The organism is Sphingobium phenoxybenzoativorans (assembly GCF_001757355.1).
In the GTDB taxonomy this organism is placed as follows: domain Bacteria; phylum Pseudomonadota; class Alphaproteobacteria; order Sphingomonadales; family Sphingomonadaceae; genus Sphingobium; species Sphingobium phenoxybenzoativorans.
Window position 1 is genome coordinate 1 of sequence record NZ_MINO01000054.1, and the last position, 18,455, is coordinate 18,455.

The 18,455-nt window shown below is 64.3% G+C and carries 20 protein-coding genes and 1 pseudogene; 13 read left to right on the forward strand and 8 right to left on the reverse strand.

The features are described from left to right. Together BHQ40_RS18570 and istA are read right to left on the reverse strand one after the other, a co-directional pair. On the reverse strand, positions 1 to 220 hold a 220-nt coding region (locus tag BHQ40_RS18570; protein WP_216094904.1), incomplete at its 3' end, for an ATP-binding protein. Next, the gene (istA, locus tag BHQ40_RS18575) at positions 210 to 1,736 is read right to left on the reverse strand and encodes an IS21 family transposase (RefSeq protein ID WP_070157353.1); all 1,527 of its coding nucleotides are present in this window, start codon (positions 1,734 to 1,736) and stop codon (positions 210 to 212) included. The genes BHQ40_RS18570 and istA, both read right to left, overlap by 11 nt. A 441-nt stretch (positions 1,737 to 2,177) precedes the next feature. On the opposite strand from istA, the pseudogene BHQ40_RS25310 reads away from it, so the two are divergent. Continuing rightward, positions 2,178 to 2,342: pseudogene (locus BHQ40_RS25310) on the forward strand (JAB domain-containing protein); the annotation flags it as partial. 122 nt (positions 2,343 to 2,464) lie between these two features. Here BHQ40_RS25310 and BHQ40_RS18580 read toward each other — a convergent pair. Further along, positions 2,465 to 2,821, reverse strand: a complete 357-nt coding sequence (locus tag BHQ40_RS18580; protein WP_070157291.1) for an EF-hand domain-containing protein — start codon at positions 2,819 to 2,821, stop codon at positions 2,465 to 2,467. A gap of 263 nt (positions 2,822 to 3,084) precedes the next feature. Here BHQ40_RS18580 and purB point away from each other — a divergent pair, with 263 nt between their 5' ends. From purB to pyrF, 3 genes are all read left to right on the forward strand, one after another. Beyond that, entirely contained in the window at positions 3,085 to 4,395 is a 1,311-nt protein-coding gene (gene purB, locus BHQ40_RS18585; RefSeq protein WP_070157296.1) for an adenylosuccinate lyase, read from the forward strand. 93 nt (positions 4,396 to 4,488) lie between these two features. Beyond that, positions 4,489 to 4,833 (forward strand): lipopolysaccharide assembly protein LapA domain-containing protein, encoded by a 345-nt coding sequence (locus BHQ40_RS18590; protein WP_070157298.1) that lies wholly within the window; start codon positions 4,489 to 4,491, stop codon positions 4,831 to 4,833. Then, entirely contained in the window at positions 4,830 to 5,504 is a 675-nt protein-coding gene (gene pyrF, locus BHQ40_RS18595; protein WP_070157301.1) for an orotidine-5'-phosphate decarboxylase, read from the forward strand. Before BHQ40_RS18590 ends, pyrF begins: the two co-directional genes overlap by 4 nt. A gap of 121 nt (positions 5,505 to 5,625) precedes the next feature. Here pyrF and BHQ40_RS18600 read toward each other — a convergent pair whose 3' ends face one another. Continuing rightward, positions 5,626 to 5,868 (reverse strand): reeler domain-containing protein, encoded by a 243-nt coding sequence (locus BHQ40_RS18600; protein ID WP_246524604.1) that lies wholly within the window; start codon positions 5,866 to 5,868, stop codon positions 5,626 to 5,628. A gap of 113 nt (positions 5,869 to 5,981) precedes the next feature. Here BHQ40_RS18600 and BHQ40_RS18605 point away from each other — a divergent pair, with 113 nt between their 5' ends. The 6 genes from BHQ40_RS18605 to BHQ40_RS18630 all read left to right on the forward strand — a co-directional run bounded on the left by BHQ40_RS18605 (position 5,982) and on the right by BHQ40_RS18630 (position 11,495). After that, positions 5,982 to 6,620 carry a phosphoribosylanthranilate isomerase gene (locus BHQ40_RS18605; RefSeq protein WP_070157304.1) on the forward strand — a complete coding sequence of 213 codons (639 nt, stop codon included), beginning with the start codon at positions 5,982 to 5,984 and terminating at the stop codon, positions 6,618 to 6,620. Positions 6,621 to 6,733: 113 nt separating this feature from the next. Continuing rightward, positions 6,734 to 7,975: a tryptophan synthase subunit beta gene (trpB, locus tag BHQ40_RS18610; protein ID WP_070157307.1), complete on the forward strand. Its 1,242-nt coding sequence runs from the start codon at positions 6,734 to 6,736 to the stop codon at positions 7,973 to 7,975. Beyond that, complete coding sequence (trpA, locus tag BHQ40_RS18615) at positions 7,972 to 8,784, forward strand: tryptophan synthase subunit alpha (RefSeq protein ID WP_070157310.1); 813 nt, start codon at positions 7,972 to 7,974, stop codon at positions 8,782 to 8,784. The genes trpB and trpA overlap by 4 nt, the downstream gene beginning before the upstream one ends. Then, entirely contained in the window at positions 8,781 to 9,632 is an 852-nt protein-coding gene (gene accD, locus BHQ40_RS18620) for an acetyl-CoA carboxylase, carboxyltransferase subunit beta (RefSeq protein WP_070157313.1), read from the forward strand. The genes trpA and accD overlap by 4 nt, the downstream gene beginning before the upstream one ends. Before the next feature lie 37 nt (positions 9,633 to 9,669). Continuing rightward, on the forward strand, positions 9,670 to 10,989 hold the full coding sequence (locus BHQ40_RS18625; RefSeq protein ID WP_070157316.1) for a bifunctional folylpolyglutamate synthase/dihydrofolate synthase: 1,320 nt from the start codon (positions 9,670 to 9,672) through the stop codon (positions 10,987 to 10,989). Between the two features lie 65 nt (positions 10,990 to 11,054). Further along, the gene (locus tag BHQ40_RS18630) at positions 11,055 to 11,495 is read left to right on the forward strand and encodes a DUF6628 family protein (protein ID WP_070157319.1); all 441 of its coding nucleotides are present in this window, start codon (positions 11,055 to 11,057) and stop codon (positions 11,493 to 11,495) included. Here the strand turns inward: BHQ40_RS18630 and BHQ40_RS18635 are convergent. Next, positions 11,480 to 12,820, reverse strand: coding sequence for an AmpG family muropeptide MFS transporter (locus tag BHQ40_RS18635; protein ID WP_070157322.1), 1,341 nt, complete (start codon positions 12,818 to 12,820; stop codon positions 11,480 to 11,482). The two genes, BHQ40_RS18630 and BHQ40_RS18635, sit on opposite strands and share 16 nt — an antisense overlap. A gap of 112 nt (positions 12,821 to 12,932) precedes the next feature. Next, positions 12,933 to 13,379, reverse strand: coding sequence for a response regulator (locus BHQ40_RS18640; RefSeq protein WP_070157324.1), 447 nt, complete (start codon positions 13,377 to 13,379; stop codon positions 12,933 to 12,935). Between the two features lie 143 nt (positions 13,380 to 13,522). On the opposite strand from BHQ40_RS18640, the gene BHQ40_RS18645 reads away from it, so the two are divergent. Next, on the forward strand, positions 13,523 to 14,443 hold the full coding sequence (locus tag BHQ40_RS18645) for a pseudouridine synthase (RefSeq protein ID WP_070157359.1): 921 nt from the start codon (positions 13,523 to 13,525) through the stop codon (positions 14,441 to 14,443). After that, positions 14,440 to 14,982 carry a 16S rRNA (guanine(966)-N(2))-methyltransferase RsmD gene (gene rsmD / locus BHQ40_RS18650; RefSeq protein ID WP_070157325.1) on the forward strand — a complete coding sequence of 181 codons (543 nt, stop codon included), beginning with the start codon at positions 14,440 to 14,442 and terminating at the stop codon, positions 14,980 to 14,982. The genes BHQ40_RS18645 and rsmD overlap by 4 nt, the downstream gene beginning before the upstream one ends. A 77-nt stretch (positions 14,983 to 15,059) precedes the next feature. Here rsmD and BHQ40_RS26890 read toward each other — a convergent pair whose 3' ends face one another. Beyond that, entirely contained in the window at positions 15,060 to 15,518 is a 459-nt protein-coding gene (locus BHQ40_RS26890; RefSeq protein WP_070157329.1) for a Fe-S oxidoreductase, read from the reverse strand. 129 nt (positions 15,519 to 15,647) lie between these two features. Continuing rightward, positions 15,648 to 16,040 (reverse strand): GFA family protein, encoded by a 393-nt coding sequence (locus BHQ40_RS18660; protein WP_070157360.1) that lies wholly within the window; start codon positions 16,038 to 16,040, stop codon positions 15,648 to 15,650. A gap of 104 nt (positions 16,041 to 16,144) precedes the next feature. Here BHQ40_RS18660 and BHQ40_RS18665 point away from each other — a divergent pair, with 104 nt between their 5' ends. Then, positions 16,145 to 18,421 (forward strand): ATP-dependent helicase, encoded by a 2,277-nt coding sequence (locus BHQ40_RS18665; protein WP_070157332.1) that lies wholly within the window; start codon positions 16,145 to 16,147, stop codon positions 18,419 to 18,421. The last annotated feature ends 34 nt before the right edge of the window (positions 18,422 to 18,455 follow it).

The window sequence follows — 18,455 nt, forward strand, 5'->3', positions numbered from 1 at the left end:
CCTTGTAGGCGGGGAACCTGGCTGCCTTGATCTGGTAGGCGATGGACCTGACCTCGCGCTCGGCAAGCTCGGCCTTGAGCAACTGGGAGAGGATGGGGACAGCTGCATCGAACGCGGGCGCACCTTGTTCGGTCAGGTCACTGACGGCCTGGGCCATGCCGTACATCTTGAGTGCGCGCAGCATGACCACGACGGCGGCGCTGGCAGGATCATGACGCATGGCGCAGATCCTTGTTCCGCAGTGTGTCGTAGCGCGCGACGTTGGCCTTGGGCTCGCGTCGCAGGATCAGGGCCTGCGGGGCATCGATCCTTGGCGGAGTAGCGTCCTTGCCGTCGATCAGGCGGTGCAGGATATTGAGGATGTGAGTCTTGGTCGCGACGCCGGCCTCCAATGCCAGTTCCACGGCACGCAGCACGGCCTGTTCGTCATGGTGCAAGACCAGCGATAATATCTCCACCATCTCCCTGTCGCCGCCGGGATGCCTCAGAAGCTGGCCCTGCAGTTGCCGGAACGCTGTCGGCATCTCGGTGAAGGGAGCGCCGTTACGCAGGGCACCGGGCTTGCGCTGGACCACCGCGAGGTAGTGCCGCCAGTCATAGATCGTCCGTCCCGGCAGATCATGGGATCGCTGAATGACCCGCTCATGTTCGCACAGGATCTGTCCTTCGGCCGCGACGGCAATGCGCTCGGGGTAAATCCGCACGCTCACTGGCCGGTTGGCGAAGGAGGCGGGCACGCTGTACCGGTTGCGCTCGAACGATATCAGGCAGGTCGGGGATACCCGCTTGGCATGCTCGACGAAGCCGTCGAAGGGCCGCCCCAGCGGCATCAGGCTGGCAACCTCGGCGGCATGCGCATCAGCAATGGTCCCGGGAAGAACGCCATGCTGGATCTGGCTCCACTGCGCGATGCAATGCGCCTCAAGCCAGGCATTGAGTGCATTGATATCCGGGAAGGCAGGCATCACCTGCCACAGTCGCCGCCGTGCATCCTGCACGTTCTTCTCGACCTGGCCCTTCTCCCATCCCGAGGCCGGGTTGCAGAACTCGGGCTCGAACAGATAGTGGCTCGCCATGGCGGCAAAGCGGGCGTTGACCTGCCGGGCCTTGCCGGTGCCGATCTTGTCGACTGCCGTCTTCATGTTGTCGAATATCCCGCGCTGCGGCACGCCGCCCAGAACCCGGAAGGCCTGGGTCATGGCGTCGAACAGCATCTCATGGGTCTGGAGCGGATAGGCCCGCACGATGAAGGCCTTGCTGTGCGCCAGCTTGGTGTGCGCGGCCTGCAGCTTGGTCTGCTTGCCGGCGATCATCGCCCAGTCCTCGCTCCAGTCGAACTGGAATGCCTCGCCTGGCTGGAACACCAGCGGCACGAAAGTCCCGCGCCCGCTGGTCTGGGCGTCGCGTTGACGGTCGGCCTTCCAGGCCCGCACGAACGCCGCCACGCGGTTGTAGGAACCATCGTAGCCCAGAACCATGAGATCCGCGTGCATCTGCTTGGCCGTGCGCCGCTGCTTGCGTGACTTGTTGGCATCGATCCGCAGCCACGCCGATAGCTTCTCCGCAAACGGGTCCAGCTTGCTCGGCCGTGCCGGAACCTTGAACTTCGGCTCGACCGTATCCGCCCGCAGGTACTTGCGGATCGTGTTGCGCGACAATCCCGTGCGCCGTTCAATCTCTCGGATCGGGATGTGCTGCCGGAAATGCCAGCGTCGAATTACACTCAGTAACGCCATGTCGATCACTCCTCGTTCCCCCGACGCCAAAGCCAGGGGAAAGGTCAGAACATGGGTCACTTCTCAGTGGAAATTTATGCCCCTCCCGGGTCAAATCTCAGTGGCAATCAACAGCGGACAGCCGAGGACGCCGTACGGTAATCATTTCTAGCAAATTGATAGTACTGCCATCGCCAATAGATGACCCACTCGCTGCGTCTTGGCGCGGCTTTTCTCCCGTATGACTGGGAGCTGTCATCTCGAACGCGCTGCCAGACTCACATTGTCCCAAGGTTAAAAAGGGGACTATAACCGCATTCAATATGGGTGCACGGGGGTGTGTCATGGTAGCGTAACGAGGAGGCGTGAGCGGGATTTAATCCGCCCCTCATTTCAGCCCCCAACGAGATTTAATCAGTATAATTTTCGAATTAAATCAATCATTTATTCGTGCAAGCTGGGATGATGCATAATCATCCGAGCGGCAATCCCGCGCCGAGCAGGCAGGACATTGAAATCACAAAGCATATCGCCGAAGCGGGCAAGCGCATGGGCATTTCCGTGCATGACCACATCATCATGGGGGCGGAAGGCCATAGCAGCATGCGGGCGCTGGGCCTCCTCTAGACTGGAAGTGGGAATGGAAAGCGGGCGGCCCGGCGCTTGGCCGGACCGCCCGCGATCGACCCGTGGGCGGGGTCCACACGGGCCGGGGGGACTGTTCAGGAGACTCAGGCGGGGGACGTCATTCAGGACGATCCGCCAGTTAGATATTTCACCAACTCTTCCTTGCTGACCGCGCCACTGCCATCGGCGTCGGCCGAGGTGAAGGCGCCGCTGGCCCAGGCGCTGATCTCCGAGGCAGGCAGGGCCTTGCCCGTCGCCTTCATCTCCTGATCCTTCAGCGCGACCATCCATTTGATGAATTCGGGCTGCTCAAGCTGGCCGGACTGATTCGCGTCATAGGCGGGAAATTCGCTGTCGACGATCGACTGCACGGAGCTTGCGCCCTGGGACTGGTTGCCGGAGGCGGCATTATCCCCCTGCCGCGCCAACGCCGGGGACGCCGCAAACAGCGCCACGGCGCAGACCATCATGAACTTCATTCTTTTTATCTCCGGTTTTCAAACCGCTAGGGCGACCCATTTTTGGATGGGGTGTTGACAGATATTATGTCCAGCAGGTGCATTCCGTTCCAGTAACGATTGCTGAACGGCATCGTTCCAGCGCGGGAAATCGTCATTTCACCGGCGTCTGCAGGGGTTTTTGCGACCAGTTGCAGAATGCGGCCATTTCCGATCCGATTTGCCGCGCGGGATCAGCGCTGCTACGCGCCGCCCATCCCATTTTCTGACAGGATTCGACCCCCATGGTTCCGCGCTACTCCCGCCCTGAAATGACCGCGATCTGGGAGCCGGAGGCGCGATTCCGCATCTGGTTCGAGATTGAGGCGCATGCGACCGAGGCGCTGGCCGATCTGGGCGTCGTGCCGAAGGAAGCGGCCAAGGCGCTGTGGGACTGGTGGGCGACCAACCCGGCCATCGATGTCCCCGCCATCGACGCGATCGAGGCGGTGACGAAGCATGACGTGATCGCTTTCCTGACCTGGGTCGCGGAAAATGTCGGCGACGAGGCGCGCTTCATGCATCAGGGCATGACCAGTTCCGACGTGCTCGACACCTGCCTGGCGGTGCAGCTCGCCCGCGCGTCCGACATATTGATCGCCGATCTGGACAAGCTGCTGGAGGTCATCAAGCGGCGCGCGTTCGAGCATAAGCTGACCCCGACGATCGGCCGCAGCCATGGCATTCATGCAGAGCCGGTGACGTTCGGCCTGAAGATGGCGGAAGCCTATGCGGAATTTTCCCGCTGCCGGGCGCGGCTGGTCGCGGCGCGAGCGGAGGTTGCGACCTGCGCCATTTCCGGGGCGGTGGGCACCTTCGCCAATATCGACCCGCGCGTCGAGGAATATGTCGCCGGCAAGCTGGGCCTGGCGGTGGAGCCGGTATCGACGCAGGTCATTCCGCGCGACCGGCATGCGATGTTCTTCGCGACGCTGGGCGTCATTGCTTCGTCCATCGAGCGGCTGGCCGTGGAAGTGCGCCATCTGCAGCGCACCGAAGTCCTTGAAGCGGAAGAATATTTCTCGCCGGGGCAGAAGGGTTCATCGGCGATGCCGCACAAGCGGAACCCGGTGCTGACGGAAAATCTGACCGGCCTCGCCCGCATGGTCCGCTCCTACGCCCTGCCGGCCATGGAGAATGTGGCGCTGTGGCATGAGCGGGACATCAGCCATTCCTCGGTCGAGCGCTATATCGGCCCAGATGCGACGATCACCCTCGACTTCGCGCTCGGCCGCCTGACCGGCGTGATCGACAAGCTGCTCGTCTATCCCGAACGGATGATGAAGAATCTCGACAAGATGGGCGGTCTTGTTCACTCGCAGCGCGTTCTGCTGGCGCTGACGCAGGCGGGCGTCAGCCGTGAGGACAGCTATCGCTATGTTCAGCGCAACGCCATGAAGGTGTGGGAATCCGATGGCGCATTGTCGCTGCTGAACCTGCTGAAAGAGGATGAGGACGTGAGGGCGGCCCTTTCCGCGCAGGAGATCGAGGAGAAGTTTAACCTCGATTATCACTTCAAGCAGGTGGATACGATCTTCGCGCGGGTGTTCGGCTGAGGAACAGCGCTTGGCAAATATGACCGTGACGGGGTGGAACGGCCCGGAAATTTCCCTTAAGCTTGCGATGAAGCAACTGTGGAAGGGGATGGAATGCAGTTCCTGAGAACCGCTTTGTGGGTCGTGCTTGCCGTCGCCCTGGCCCTGTTCTGCAAGGCGAACTGGGTTTCTGTATCCGTGAAGCTGTGGGGCGACATGGTGGCCGACACGCGGTTGCCGGTTCTGGTCGTCGGCGCGTTCCTGCTGGGCGCGGTGCCCTTCTGGATCATGGCGCGGGCGACGCGGTGGCGGATGAAGCGGCGGCTGGACGCGACGGAGCGCGCTCTGGCCAGCGCCACTGCAGCGGCGGCGCCCCCGCCCCAGACCGGCATGAGCCTCTCCAACTCCACCGACCCCCTCCTCGACAAATCCCCCCTGACCCCGGCAAGCGAAGCATGACCAGCCCAATCTATGTCGCCATCGATACGCCCGACCTGCGCAAGGCGCAGACGCTGGCGCAGCGCGTGCGCGGCCATGTGGGAGGATTGAAGCTGGGCTTGGAGTTCTTCTGCGCCAATGGCCATCATGGCGTGCATGAAATGACGAAGTTCGGCCTGCCGATCTTCCTGGACCTGAAACTGCACGACATCCCCAACACCGTTGCCAAGGCTGTGCAGGCGCTGCATGTGCTGGAGCCGGCGATCCTGACCGTCCATGCCGCGGGCGGACGGGCGATGCTGGAGGACGCCAAGGCCGCCGCCGGGCTGAACACGAAAGTCGTGGCGGTCACCGTGCTGACCAGCCTGGATGACAGCGACCTGATCGACATTGGCGTCGGCGGCGCGGCGATCGATCAGGTGGAGCGGCTCGCCGATCTCGCCCGCGCGTCCGGCCTGGACGGGATCGTCTGTTCCGGCGAGGAAGTGGCGGCTGCGCGCAAGGCATGGCCGGACGGCTTCTTCGTAGTCCCCGGCGTGCGCCCCAGCGGCGGCGCGATGGGCGACCAGAAGCGCGCCGTCACGCCGCGCGAGGCGCTGGACCGGGGCGCATCGATCCTGGTGGTGGGACGGCCGATCAGCCTGGCCGCCAATCCGGATATCGCCGCGCGCGAGATAGAGGCGACGCTTTAGGGCGCGATCAGAAGGACGCTTGCGCTACTGCCCAAGCAGGAGGCTTGTCCTGGGCTCGCCTTCGCAGAAGCACCCGCCGCAGGAGCACCCGCTTCTAACCTTTAGATGCGGCGCAGAGTCCTCAGCAGACATCCGCTTCCGCCACGACCGGGCGGCTTTCGCGCGTGGCGCGCATGCGGCTGACCGGATCGTCGGGATCGGACGTCAGCACGACATGATCGTCATGCACCTCCATCAACACGCCCATGAAGGGAAAATCGGCAAGGCTGCCGGTCACGCGATAGCTGACCGTATCGCCGACCTTGAAGGTCGCGGGGTCGAAATTAAATTCGAACGGGCAATTTTCGCCGCTGCCATTGTCCATATCCTGTCTCCTTTGCATGCAATCTATGGGATGGCGGACGACTTTCAAGAGCATTTCTGCGGCGGATGCGACGGCGGTTTCCTGCCGGGCCAGTAGCGTCTAGACGAGCCGCCATGTCCCGAATCGCGATCAAGATTTGCGGCCTCTCGACGCCGGAGACAGTCGAGGCAGCGCTGAAAGGCGGGGCGAGCCATGTCGGTTTCGTGCATTTCGCCAAAAGCCCCCGGCATCTGGAGATAGACCGGCTGGCGGCGCTTGCCCGGCGCGCGCCCGATCATGTCGGCCGGGTGGCGGTGCTGGTGCAGCCGGACGACGCATTGCTCGCCGCCATCGCGCCGCATGTCGATATCGTGCAACTGCATGGCGATGAGACGCCGGAGCGCGCCGCAGCCATCCGCGCGCGGTTCGGCAGGACGCTATGGAAGGCGATCCCGGTAAAGACGCGGGCCGACCTAGCCGCCGGATCGGCCTATGCCGGCGCGGTGGACATGCTGCTCTATGACGCAAAGACCCCTAAGGGCGCCGACCTGCCGGGCGGAATGGGTCTGCGATTCGACTGGGACCTGCTTGCCGGGTTCCGGCCGCCCGCCCCCTGGGGGCTTTCCGGCGGGCTGGACGCCGACAATGTGGCGGAGGCGATCCGCATCACGGGCGCGCCGCTGGTCGATGTGTCTTCGGGCGTCGAAAGCGCGCCGGGCATCAAGGATGTGGACAAGATCGCCGCCTTCTGCAATGCGGTTTCGACATGTTGACGCAGGCCGCCACGATCATACGCACGGGCACGCGCATCTGGACACGATGGCGCTGATCGCTTCCCCTTTACCGAAGCGAACAGTTTTCCATGTCTAGTGAGATTGAAGCGACCATGACCGATACCATCACCTTGCCCAACAGCCTGCGAAGCCAACCGGACGAACGCGGCCATTTCGGCGCTTTCGGCGGACGTTATGTCGCCGAGACGCTGATGCCCCTGATCCTCGACCTGGAGAAAGAATATCGGGCGGCCAAGGCCGATCCCGCTTTCGAGGAAGAATTTCAGACGCTGCTTAAGCATTATGTCGGGCGGCCAAACCCGCTTTATTATGCAGGGCGGCTGACCGAGGCGCTGAGAAAGAATGCGCCGGCGGGCAAAGGCGCGAAAATCTACCTGAAGCGCGAGGAATTGAACCACACGGGCGCGCACAAGATCAATAACTGCATCGGCCAGATCCTGCTCGCCAAGCGGATGGGCAAGACGAAGATCATCGCGGAAACGGGGGCGGGCCAGCATGGCGTGGCGACGGCGACGGTGGCGGCGCTTTTCGGCCTGCCCTGCACCATCTTCATGGGCGCGAAGGATGTCGAGCGGCAGAAGCCCAACGTCTTTCGCATGAAGCTGCTCGGCGCGGAGGTGCATGCCGTCACTTCGGGATCGCAGACGTTGAAGGATGCGATGAACGACGCCCTGCGCCACTGGGTGTCGAACGTGCATGACACATTCTACATTATCGGCACGGCGGCCGGACCCCACCCCTATCCTGAGCTGGTTCGCGATTTTCAGTCGGTCATCGGCAAGGAAATCCGCGCGCAGATGCTGGAGGCGGAGGGCCGCCTGCCCGACATGCTGATCGCGCCGGTCGGCGGCGGGTCCAACGCCATCGGCATGTTCCATCCTTTCCTGGACGACAGCGACGTCGCCATGGTCGGCGTCGAAGCGGCCGGCGAAGGGCTGGACGGCAAGCATGCCGCGAGCCTGGCGGGCGGCGCATCCGGCATATTGCACGGCAACCGCACCTATCTGCTGCAGGATGAGGATGGGCAGATCACCGAGGCGCACAGCATTTCGGCGGGTCTCGACTATCCGGGCATCGGGCCGGAGCATAGCTGGCTGCATGAGATCGGCCGGGTCGATTATGTGCCTGTGACCGACAAGGAGGCGCTGGCCAGTTTCCAGAAGCTCTCCTCGCTGGAGGGCATCATCCCAGCGCTGGAATCGGCGCATGCCGTGGCGGCGGCGGAGAGGATCGCGCCGACGCTGGATGCGGACAAGATCGTGGTGGTCAACCTTTCCGGGCGGGGCGACAAGGACATCTTCACCGTCGCAGAGGCGCTGGAGGTCGAGATATGACGGACCGTTTTGCGCAAAGGTTCGCGGCGTGCCGCAATCAGGGCCGATCGGCGCTCATCACCTTCGTCACGGCGGGCGACCCGACGGCCGCCGACAGCGCCGCCATATTGGATGCGCTTGTCGAGGGCGGCGCGGACATTATCGAGCTGGGCATGCCCTTTACCGATCCGATGGCCGATGGACCGGCGATCGAGCTGGCCAATCTGCGCAGCCTGGGATCGGGCACGACGACCGCCGATATCCTGGCCATCGCCACGGCGTTTCGCGGGCGGCACCCGGATATCCCGCTGGTGCTGATGGGCTACGCCAACCCGATGCTGGCGCGCGGCGCGGAATGGTTCGCGGCGCAGGCCAAGGCGGCGGGCGTCGATGGCGTGATCTGCGTCGACATCCCGCCGGAGGAGGACCGGGAGATCGGCCCCGCCCTGCGGGCGGCCGGGATCGACCTGATCCGGCTCGCGACGCCGACCACCGATGCGGCGCGACTGCCCGCCGTTCTGGATGGCGCGGGCGGGTTCCTCTACCATGTTTCGGTCGCGGGCATCACTGGCAAGCAGCAGGCGCAGCTTACCCATATCGAACATGCCGTCGCGAAACTGAAGGCGGCGACCGACCTGCCCGTGGCGGTGGGCTTTGGCGTACGCACGCCGGAGCAGGCGGCCGCCATCGGGCGCGTGGCCGACGGCGTTGTCGTCGGGTCCGCGATCGTCGATATTGTGGGTTCGCATGGAGACAAGGCGGCGCCCTTCGTGCGCGACTTCGTCGCCTCGCTGCGCGCCGCCATGACAGCAAGGGAGCATGCCGCATGAGCTGGCTGAACCGGGTTCGCAACGCCATTCCGTTCATCGCCAAGCGCGAGACGGCCGACAACCTCTGGCACAAATGCAGCGGGTGCAACCAGATGGTGTTCACCAAGGAGTGGGAGGATAATCTGTCCGTCTGCCCGAAGTGCGACCATCATGGGCGGATCGGGCCGAAGGACCGTTTCGCGCAGATACTGGATGCGGGCAGCACGGTCATATTGCCGACGCCGGTGGTGAAGGAAGACCCCCTCAAATTCCGCGATTCCAAGAAATATACCGACCGGATCAAGGCGGCGCGCTCCTCCACCGGAGAAACCGATGCGCTGATCAATGCACGCGGGACGATAGAGGGTTCGCCCGTCATCATGGGCGTGCAGGATTTCGCCTATATGGGCGGGTCGATGGGCATGGGCGTGGGCGCAGCCTTCGTTCAGGGTGTGGAGGAAGCGATTGCCCGCCGTGCGCCCTATCTGATCTTCACGGCTGCGGGCGGCGCGCGGATGCAGGAGGGAATCCTCTCCCTGATGCAGATGCCGCGCGCGACCGTGGCGATCCGCAAGCTGCACGATGCCGGCCTGCCCTATATCGTTGTGCTGACAGATCCGACGACGGGCGGCGTCACGGCAAGTTATGCGATGCTGGGCGATGTGCAGATCGCCGAGCCGAACGCCCTGATCGGTTTCGCCGGGCAGCGGGTGATCGAGAATACGATCCGCGAAAAGCTGCCCGAAGGGTTCCAGCGGGCCGAATATCTGCTGGAGCATGGCATGCTGGACATGGTGGTGCACCGGCACGCGCTGAAGGCGAAGCTGGCGCAGGTCATCGGTTATCTGACGACCAGGGTAGCCGCCTGAGCTTCAGGGTTCGACCATAGCCAGCGGCAAGGACGCCATGCCAGACCACGCCGTTTCATCCGACCCCGCCGTGCAGGCGCAGCTCGACCGGCTGGCGATGCTGTCGCCGGGCGCGGACATATTGGGTCTGGAGCGCATAACATCCCTGCTGGACAGGCTGGGCGATCCGCATTTGGCGTTGCCGCCGGTTTTTCATGTCGCGGGAACGAACGGCAAGGGATCGACCTGCGCCTTCCTGCGCGCGGCTCTGGAGGCCGACGGCAAGAGCGTCCATGTGTTCACATCGCCGCATCTGGTCCGGTTCAACGAGCGCATCCGCATAAATGGCGGGCTGATCTCCGACGAACTGCTGGCGGCCTATCTGGAGCGGGTGCTGGATGTGGCCGAGGGGATCGGCGCAAGCTTCTTCGAAGTGACGACTGCGGCGATGTTCCTGGCCTTTGCCGAACATCGGGCGGACGCCTGCATAGTGGAGGTCGGGCTTGGCGGGCGGCTGGACGCGACCAATGTCATTCCTTCGCCGGCCGCATGCGGCATCGCGCAGCTTGGCATCGACCATCAAAGCTTTCTGGGCGACACGCTGGCGGAAATCGCCGGGGAAAAGGCCGGGATCGCGAAGGCCGGGACGCCCGTCGTCACCATGCGCTATCCGGCCGCGATAGCGTCCATTGTCGAGCGCGCGGTTGGCGAACGGGGTGGTCTGTGGCGGCCCATGGGGTCGGACTGGGACGCCGCGGTCTATCGCCAGCGGCTGCACTATCGGGACAGCGAAGGGCGGATCGATCTGCCGCTGCCGCGCCTGTCCGGTCCGCATCAGCCCATGAACGCCGCACTGGCGACGGCAATGCTCCGCCATCAACAGGTTGTGCCGGTGAGCGAGTCGGCATTGAAGGCGGCGCCCTTGTGGGCGCACTGGCCAGCGAGGCTGCAGCGGCTGGAGGATGGCCCCCTCCTCGCGCCGCTTGGGCCGGAAAGCATCGTCTGGCTGGACGGCGGGCATAATGCATCGGCCGGAGAAGTGCTGGGCCAATATTTCGACGACGAGCGGCTGAACGGCCGGAAGCTGCACCTGGTGGCCGGGATGCTGGCGAACAAGGATATCGAAGCCTTTCTCGCGCCGCTTGAAGGGAAAGTCGCGCATATTCATGGACTTCCGGTGGAGGGGCATGCGCATCATCCCCCTGCCCGCTTCGCCGGGATCGCAGGAAAATGGGGCGTTCCGTTTACCGCGCATGACGAGGTAACGGCCGCTATCGGCGCGATCGGCGCGCAAAACCGGTCCGCCGCCATCCTGATCGCAGGCTCGCTCTACCTGGCCGGAGACGTGCTTAAGGCGAACCGACAATTGCCAGACTGAATTTAATTGCGATTGACTCGCAATAGCTGCATGATATGCCTCTGTCAGGAGATTGGAGGCACGGCATGCGCAACCCAGAAATCACGCATAAAATGACGGACAAGGCCCTGCCGGAGGACCGGGGGAACCGGCTGTTCCTGTTCGCGGTGCGGCGCATGGCGATGGCGGGCGTCAACGACGCACACGCCGCCAACGCCCTGCTCGGCACGTTCGGCAAAAGCTATCGCAGGCCATTGGTGCTGTTGCGGGCGATGATGCTGGAGATGGCGCGGGCGTCGAGCCGCAAGATCATGGTCGCGCCCTGTTGCTGCTCCAAGATGACCGGCGATGAAGCGCTGTTGATGCAGGCGGTGTCGGAGGGTCTGAGCGACCCGCATGCCGCCTATGAGCGGGTGTCGGAACTGCTGGCGTCCGACGCGGCGCTGGGCGCGCTGACATGCGTTCAGGCGGTGGCGCAGTCCTTTGCCGACCTGGGTAGGCCGATGGAATTTTACGCCGCCGCCTGAGCGGAAGGCTCCTCGACGCCTGCTTCGCCTATGCTCTGGTCGATGAGGCCGGAGCGCAGGAGGAACCAGTAGAGCAGCACGCCCGGCAGCGCGAAGGCTGTGGTCAGCAGGTAGAAGTCGACATAGCCGAATTGCTCGATCAGCGATCCGGCGGTCGTGCCGGTCAGGAAACGGCCGACAATCGCCGCGGCGGCGGAGAGCAGCGCGAACTGCGTGGCGGTGAAGCGCAGGTTGCAGAGCGCGGACAGATAGGCGACCACGGTGACGCCGCCAATGCCGCTGGCGAAATTCTCAAAACCAATGGTCCAGGCAAGCATGGGCATGGAGTGGCCCACTGCCGCCAGCCCGGCGAAGCTGAGGTTCGACACGGCCATCAGGATCAGGCTGACCATCACCGACCGCTTCATGCCCAGGCGCGCATAGATGATGCCGCCGACGAAGATGCCGGCCAGCAGCGCGAAGAAGCCGACCCATACGTCGCCCCACAGGATTTCCGGCTTGGTGAAGCCAAGCTGCACGAGGAGGTCGCGGATCATGAGGTTCGCCATCGTGTCGCCAATCTTGTGGATCAGCACGAACAGCAGGACGAGGATAGCGCCCTTCCGCTTGAAGAAGTCGACGAGAGGCCCGTAAAAGGCGGCGAGCGCTTCGCCCGCGCTGCGCAGGGGCTTCGGCTCATGATGGCGGGCAGGCTCGCCCGCGAAGATCGATGCGATCGGTCCGGCGAAGGCGAGCGGCATGCAGGCGATATAGCCCCAGGTCCAGTTGGAGATGCTGGCGACGGCGAGCGCGATGGTGGCGGCGAAGAAGGCCCCCAGACGCCAACCATATTGCGACATGCCCGAACCGACGCCGAGCTGTTCCGGCGCGAGCAGTTCGATGCGGTAGGCGTCGATCACAATGTCGAACGTCGCGCCCGCAAAGCCCAGCAGCAGCGCGCCGACGACAACGGCCTGCAATCCGGTGAGCGGGTCGGCAACGCCCAGCACGAACACCGCGATGGCCGTGGCGGTGCCGCAGAGCCAGAGCCAGGAACGGCGCTGACCCAGAGCGCTGGACAGGAGAGGCAGGCGGAACCGGTCGATAAGCGGCGCCCATGCCCATTTGAAGCTGTAGACGAGAAGCGCGAGAGCAAAGGCCGAGATCGATTTCTTCTCGATCCCGGCGTCGGCCAGACGATTGGTCAGCGTCGCGGCGAGTAGCGCGAAGGGAAAGCCGGAGGAAATGCCCAGAAACAGCGCCGTAAGCGGCGCGCGCTCGGCATAGGGGCGGATCGATTGCGGCAGGCTGGCGCGCCAGCCTTTTGCCTGTTCAGCATTTTCCATCTGCGGCCCCTGCCCCTTTTTGAACGTCGCGCCGCAGACAATGCGAGGGTCAGGCCGATGACGCAAGGGTGTGTGACGTCATTCCGTCACGGCATGCCTCGCCAGCAGCGGTTCAGGCGGCGTTGCCGTCCACGCCGCTTTCGAAAATACTAAGGCCGCGCGGAGATTTGGGAAGCTTTGCGCCGCGCATGATGGCGTCCACCACCTCTATCGCGGAGAGGAGATCACGCTGGGAATAGGGCTTGGCGAGGCAGCCATAGGCCAGGTGCCGGGCATCGGCGGGGCAGGAACCAGTGACGAACAGCACGGCGATGCCGCGACGGTGCGCTTCCGTCGCGACGGTTATCCCGTCCCGGTTGCCGGAAAGATTGACGTCGGCGATGACGAGATCGACGACCTGGGACGCGAGCACAGACTGGGCATGCGCGAGATCCGCGACGGTATCGACCACCGTGTAACCGGCATGGGTGAGGAAATGCTCATTGTCGAACGCGACCAGAGGCTCATCCTCAACCACCAGTATCCGGTGGACAACCCGCCGGTCTTTCCCGAAAAACATTGCCGTTCCGCCCTGTTTACGCCATCACCGCCTTAACGCGGCATATCTTGTATCGGTTTCAATTGGTTAGCGGACTCGCCGCCGAGTCTGCACCCTTTGTCCAATATTACACGCCGTTTGACCCCGGCGAAAGGAAGCTGTTCGTGCAACCCCCTCAGAAAAAATCACCGGGGAAAGGCCCACGGCCGGGGTCCCGCACGTCCGCGCGGCCCAAGTTCGGGGAAAAACCGGCGGGCGGCTTCCCCAAAACGCCAAGGCCGGCGTCCTCCAAGCCCAAGACGAACAAAGCGGCCTCACCCGCCAACCCCCATCCGGCCCGCGCCAAGGCCGCCGATGCCGGAGGCAAGGAGCCGCAGCGCATCGCCAAGCTGCTGGCGCGCGCGGGCGTTGCTTCGCGGCGGGAGATAGAGCGGATGATAGAGGACGGGCGGATAGCGCTGAATGGCGATGTCCTGACGACGCCCGCCACCCTTCTGACCTCGCTGCACGGCGTGACCGTGGACGGCAAGGCGATCGGCGCGACCGCCCCGGCCCGGCTGTTCCTGTTCCACAAGCCCAGCGGCTGCCTCACCACGGAGCGCGACCCGCGCGGGCGGCCCACCATCTATGACCGGTTGCCCGCGGATCTTCCCCGCGTGATGCCGATCGGCCGGCTGGACATGACCACGGAGGGTCTGCTGCTGCTGACCAATGACGGCGAGTTCAAGCGGCAGATGGAGCTGCCCTCGACCGGCATTCCCCGCACCTACCGCGCCCGCGCATTCGGCGAAGTGAGCCAGACGCAGTTGGAGGAGCTGATGTTGGGCGTGGAGATTGACGGCATGCGTTATGGCCAGATCGACGCCAATCTGGAACGCAGCACGGGCCACAATAAATGGATCGAACTGACTCTGAAGGAAGGCAAGAACCGGGAGGTGCGCCGCGTGCTGGAGCATCTGGGCCTTCAGGTCAGCCGGTTGATCCGCACCAAATATGGCCCGTTCGAGCTGGGCGAACTGGCATCCGGCGCGGTGACGGAAGTGCGGCAGCATGACCTGGTGGTTTTCCGCAAGGGGCTGAAATGAGGATCATTTCTGGCCAGTGGCGCGGGCGTCCGCTGGTTGCGCCGAAGGGCGAAGCGACGCGGCCGACGGCAGACAGGACGCGCGAGGCGCTGTTTTCCATGCTGACGAGCAGGCTGGGAAGTTTCGAGGGGCTGGCTGTCGCCGATCTGTTCGCCGGATCGGGGGCATTGGGACTGGAGGCGCTGTCGCGCGGCGCGGGCAGTTGCATATTCGTGGAACAGGACCGGGAGGCCGTGACGGCCCTGCGCGCCAATGCGGAGAAGCTGGGCATCCGGCCGGACCTGCGGCAGACGTCTGTCCTGGCGCTGGGCAGCGCGCCTGCGCCGCTCGACCTGGTGATGATGGACCCGCCCTATGGCACGGGCGCGGGCGCGGTGGCGCTGGACAAGCTGGCGCGGCTTGGTTGGATCGGCCCGGCATCCTGGGTCACGATAGAAACGGACCGGCGCGAGGAGATCGACGTCAAGGGCTTTGCGGCGGAGGCGGTGCGGGACATCGGCAAGGCGCGGCTGCATATCCTGCGTTCAGTTAGTGACTGAACAACAGCCGGTAACAGGATGATAAACAGGGGTCAGGTTCGACCGGAACCTGACCCCCAATTGCGAAACCCGAAGGGTTATCTCCGCTTCTTCTTCATCTTCTTCGCTTCGCCGGGATTGATGCAGCTATCCTGCACCGTCTTGCTGCACAGCGGATAGTCGGCCTGCGCGGCTGGCGGCGGCGTGGCGTTGCCGCCCACCTCAACCGGATTGGCCGATGTGCCGACCGGGGCCGCAGGGTCCTTTGGCGCGCTTGGGTCGGCGGGCGTCATGCCAGTCGCGGGCGGCACTGCGCCTGTCGGCTGACCGGCGTTGGGATCGGCCGGGGGCGGTGCCGGCGGCGGCGCAGGCGTCTGGGTCTGCGGCATCTGCGCGGCGCCCATGTCATTGGTGGCGGGCGGAGGCGGCGGCGGTGCGGTCGTCGACGGATCACTGGCCGATGGCGGTGGCGCGGGCGGCGTGGCCGGTTGGTCCTGCGCCACGGCGGCGGCGGACAGGCTGAGCGCGGCTGCGCCGATGAGAAGCCTTATTTTCATGGTTTTTCCTCTCTCTGGGTGTGATCCCCGTTGGTGGAGAGGAAACCGGAATCGTGACGCTTGCGTTCCCTTAACCACTATCCAGCGCGACCAGCCGTGCCGTAGCTGACGCAGACCGTTTACGCGCAATCAGCCCGGATAACGCTCAAACTTCGGCAGAGTATGCGCCTCGGCCATCCAACCGGCGGTTTCGGCCATCTGGATATGGCCGAAGGGCGGGAAAGCGTCGATATCGTCCAACGTGCTTGTCTGGATATCGATCTTGCCCTGAAAGATCGCCGTGCTCGTATAGAATAAGCCAGTGCCGCAGACGCCGCAAAAATGCCGGGTCGCATGCTCCGACGACTGATATTTGACCGGGGTGCCCGTGATCGTCACCTTATCCTCCGGGAACAGCGCCCAGCCGACCATTGGCGCGCCCGCGCTGCGCGTACAATCGCGGCAGTGGCAGAGCGCGCTATGCTCCGGCTGTCCCTCCACCTTGTAGCTGATCGCCCCGCACATGCACTGTCCCGTCGCCATGACAATCCTCCTGATGTTGATTCGTGTTTTGTTCTCATAAAGCATAGCGCCGCGCAATGCCATCGGGCTTGCCCGATCGCTCACCGTTCCCTAATTGTTCAGCCATGACAGTGCCCTCCCCTACTCCCGACGAACCCGCCTATCTGCATGGTCTCAACGCGCCTCAGCGGGAGGCGGTGCTGACCACGGAGGGTCCGTTGCTGGTGCTTGCCGGCGCAGGCACGGGCAAGACCGCCGCGCTTACCGCCCGACTCGCCCATCTGGTGGCGACGCGGCGCGCCTTCCCGTCCGAGATCCTGTCCGTTACCTTCACCAACAAGGCCGCGCGGGAGATGCGCGAGCGTGTCGGGCGGATGATCGGCCCGGCGGTGGAGGGCATGCCATGGCTTGGCACTTTTCATAGCGTGGGCGCAAAGATGCTGCGCCGCCATGCCGAACTGGTGGGTTTGCAGAGCAATTTCACCATCCTGGACACGGACGACCAGTTGCGCCTGCTCAAGCAGCTTATCCAGGCCGAGAGCATCGACGAGAAGCGCTGGCCCGCGCGCCAATTGGGCGGGCTGATCGACCGGTGGAAGAACCGGGGCATGACGCCCGCCGAGGTCGATGCGGGCGAGAGCGAGCATTACGCCAATGGCAAGGGGCAGAAGCTGTATGCGGCCTATCAGGCGCGATTGCTGGCGCTCAACGCCTGCGACTTTGGCGACCTGCTGCTCCACATGCTGACCCTGCTCAAGACCGACCGGGAGGTGCTGGCGCACTATCAGCAGCGGTTCCGCTACATCATGGTGGACGAATATCAGGACACCAATAGCAGCCAGTATCTCTGGCTCCGCCTGCTGGCGCAGGAGCGCAAGAATATCTGCTGCGTGGGCGATGACGACCAGTCCATCTATAGCTGGCGCGGGGCGGAGGTCGCCAACATCCTGCGGTTCGAGAAGGATTTCCCCGGCGCGAAGATCGTGAAGCTGGAGCAGAATTACCGCTCCACGCCCCATATCCTGGCCGCCGCCTCCGGCGTGATCGCGGAGAATGGCGGGCGGCTAGGCAAAACCCTGTGGACCGACGAGGCCGAGGGCGAAAAGGTCCAGGTGCTCGGCGTGTGGGATGGGCCGGAGGAAGCCCGGCGCGTCGGCGACGAGATTGAAAGCCATCAGCGCAATGGCGGCACGCTGGACGATGTGGCCATCCTTGTCCGCGCGCAGCACCAGACCCGCGAGTTTGAGGACCGCTTCATCCAGATCGGCATGCCCTACCGCATTGTCGGCGGCTTTCGCTTCTACGAGCGGGCGGAAATCCGCGATGCGCTAGCCTATCTGCGGCTGGTCAACCAGCCCGCCGACGATCTGGCGTTTGAGCGCATCGTCAATGTGCCCAAGCGCGGCCTGGGCGACAAGGCGGTGGAGAAGCTGCACCGGCTGGCGCGGGCGGAGGGCGTCCCCCTCACCTTCGCAGCCGCGCGGATCATCGACACCGATGAACTGACGCCGCAAGCGCGGCGGGCGCTGGGCAATTTCGTCGGCGATCTGGCGCGCTGGCGGGACAAGGCGGCGCAGTTGCCGCACCCGGAGCTGGCGCGGCAGATACTGGACGAGAGCGGTTATACGACCGTCCTTCAGGCCGAACGCACAGTCGAAGCGTCCGGCCGTCTCGAAAACCTCAACGAGCTTGTCCGGGCGATGGAGGAATATGAGACTCTGGGCGCGTTCCTGGAGCATGTCTCCCTCGTCATGGACAATGAGGCGCAGGCGGACGAGCGCAAGGTCACGATCATGACCATCCACGCCGCCAAGGGGCTGGAGTTCGACACGGTGTTCCTGGCCGGATGGGAGGAAGGCATATTCCCTTCCCAGCGGGCGCTGGACGAGGGCGGCCTGGCGTCGCTGGAGGAAGAACGGCGGCTGGCCTATGTCGCGATCACGCGGGCGCGGCGCAAATGCGTGATCCTGCACGCGGCGAACCGGCGCATTTACGGCCAGTGGACATCCTCCATACCCTCCCGCTTCGTGGGCGAATTGCCCAGGGCGCATGTGGATGAGGAAAGCAGCATGTCGGGAGGCGCATCGCTATGGCGCGCCAACTGGTCGGAACGGGCGGACCCCTTTGCCGATGTCGGCCGGGGCACCGGGCGCGGGCCGGGATGGCAGCGGGCGCAACAGGCGGGCGCCTTTTCGCGGGAGCCGGTGCGGGTTGTGGAGGCGCGGGGATCGGCGGTATCGCTGGGCAATAAGGGCCGCGACGATATGAGCGTGGGACTGCGCGTGTTTCACCAGAAGTTCGGATACGGCACCGTTGCGGAGATTGAAGGCAACAAGCTGGAGATCGATTTCGAGACCGCCGGGCGGAAACGAGTGATGGACAGCTTCGTCAGTCTGGGCTGATGGCCGCACCGGCTGCGTCGTGGCGAAAGCCTTT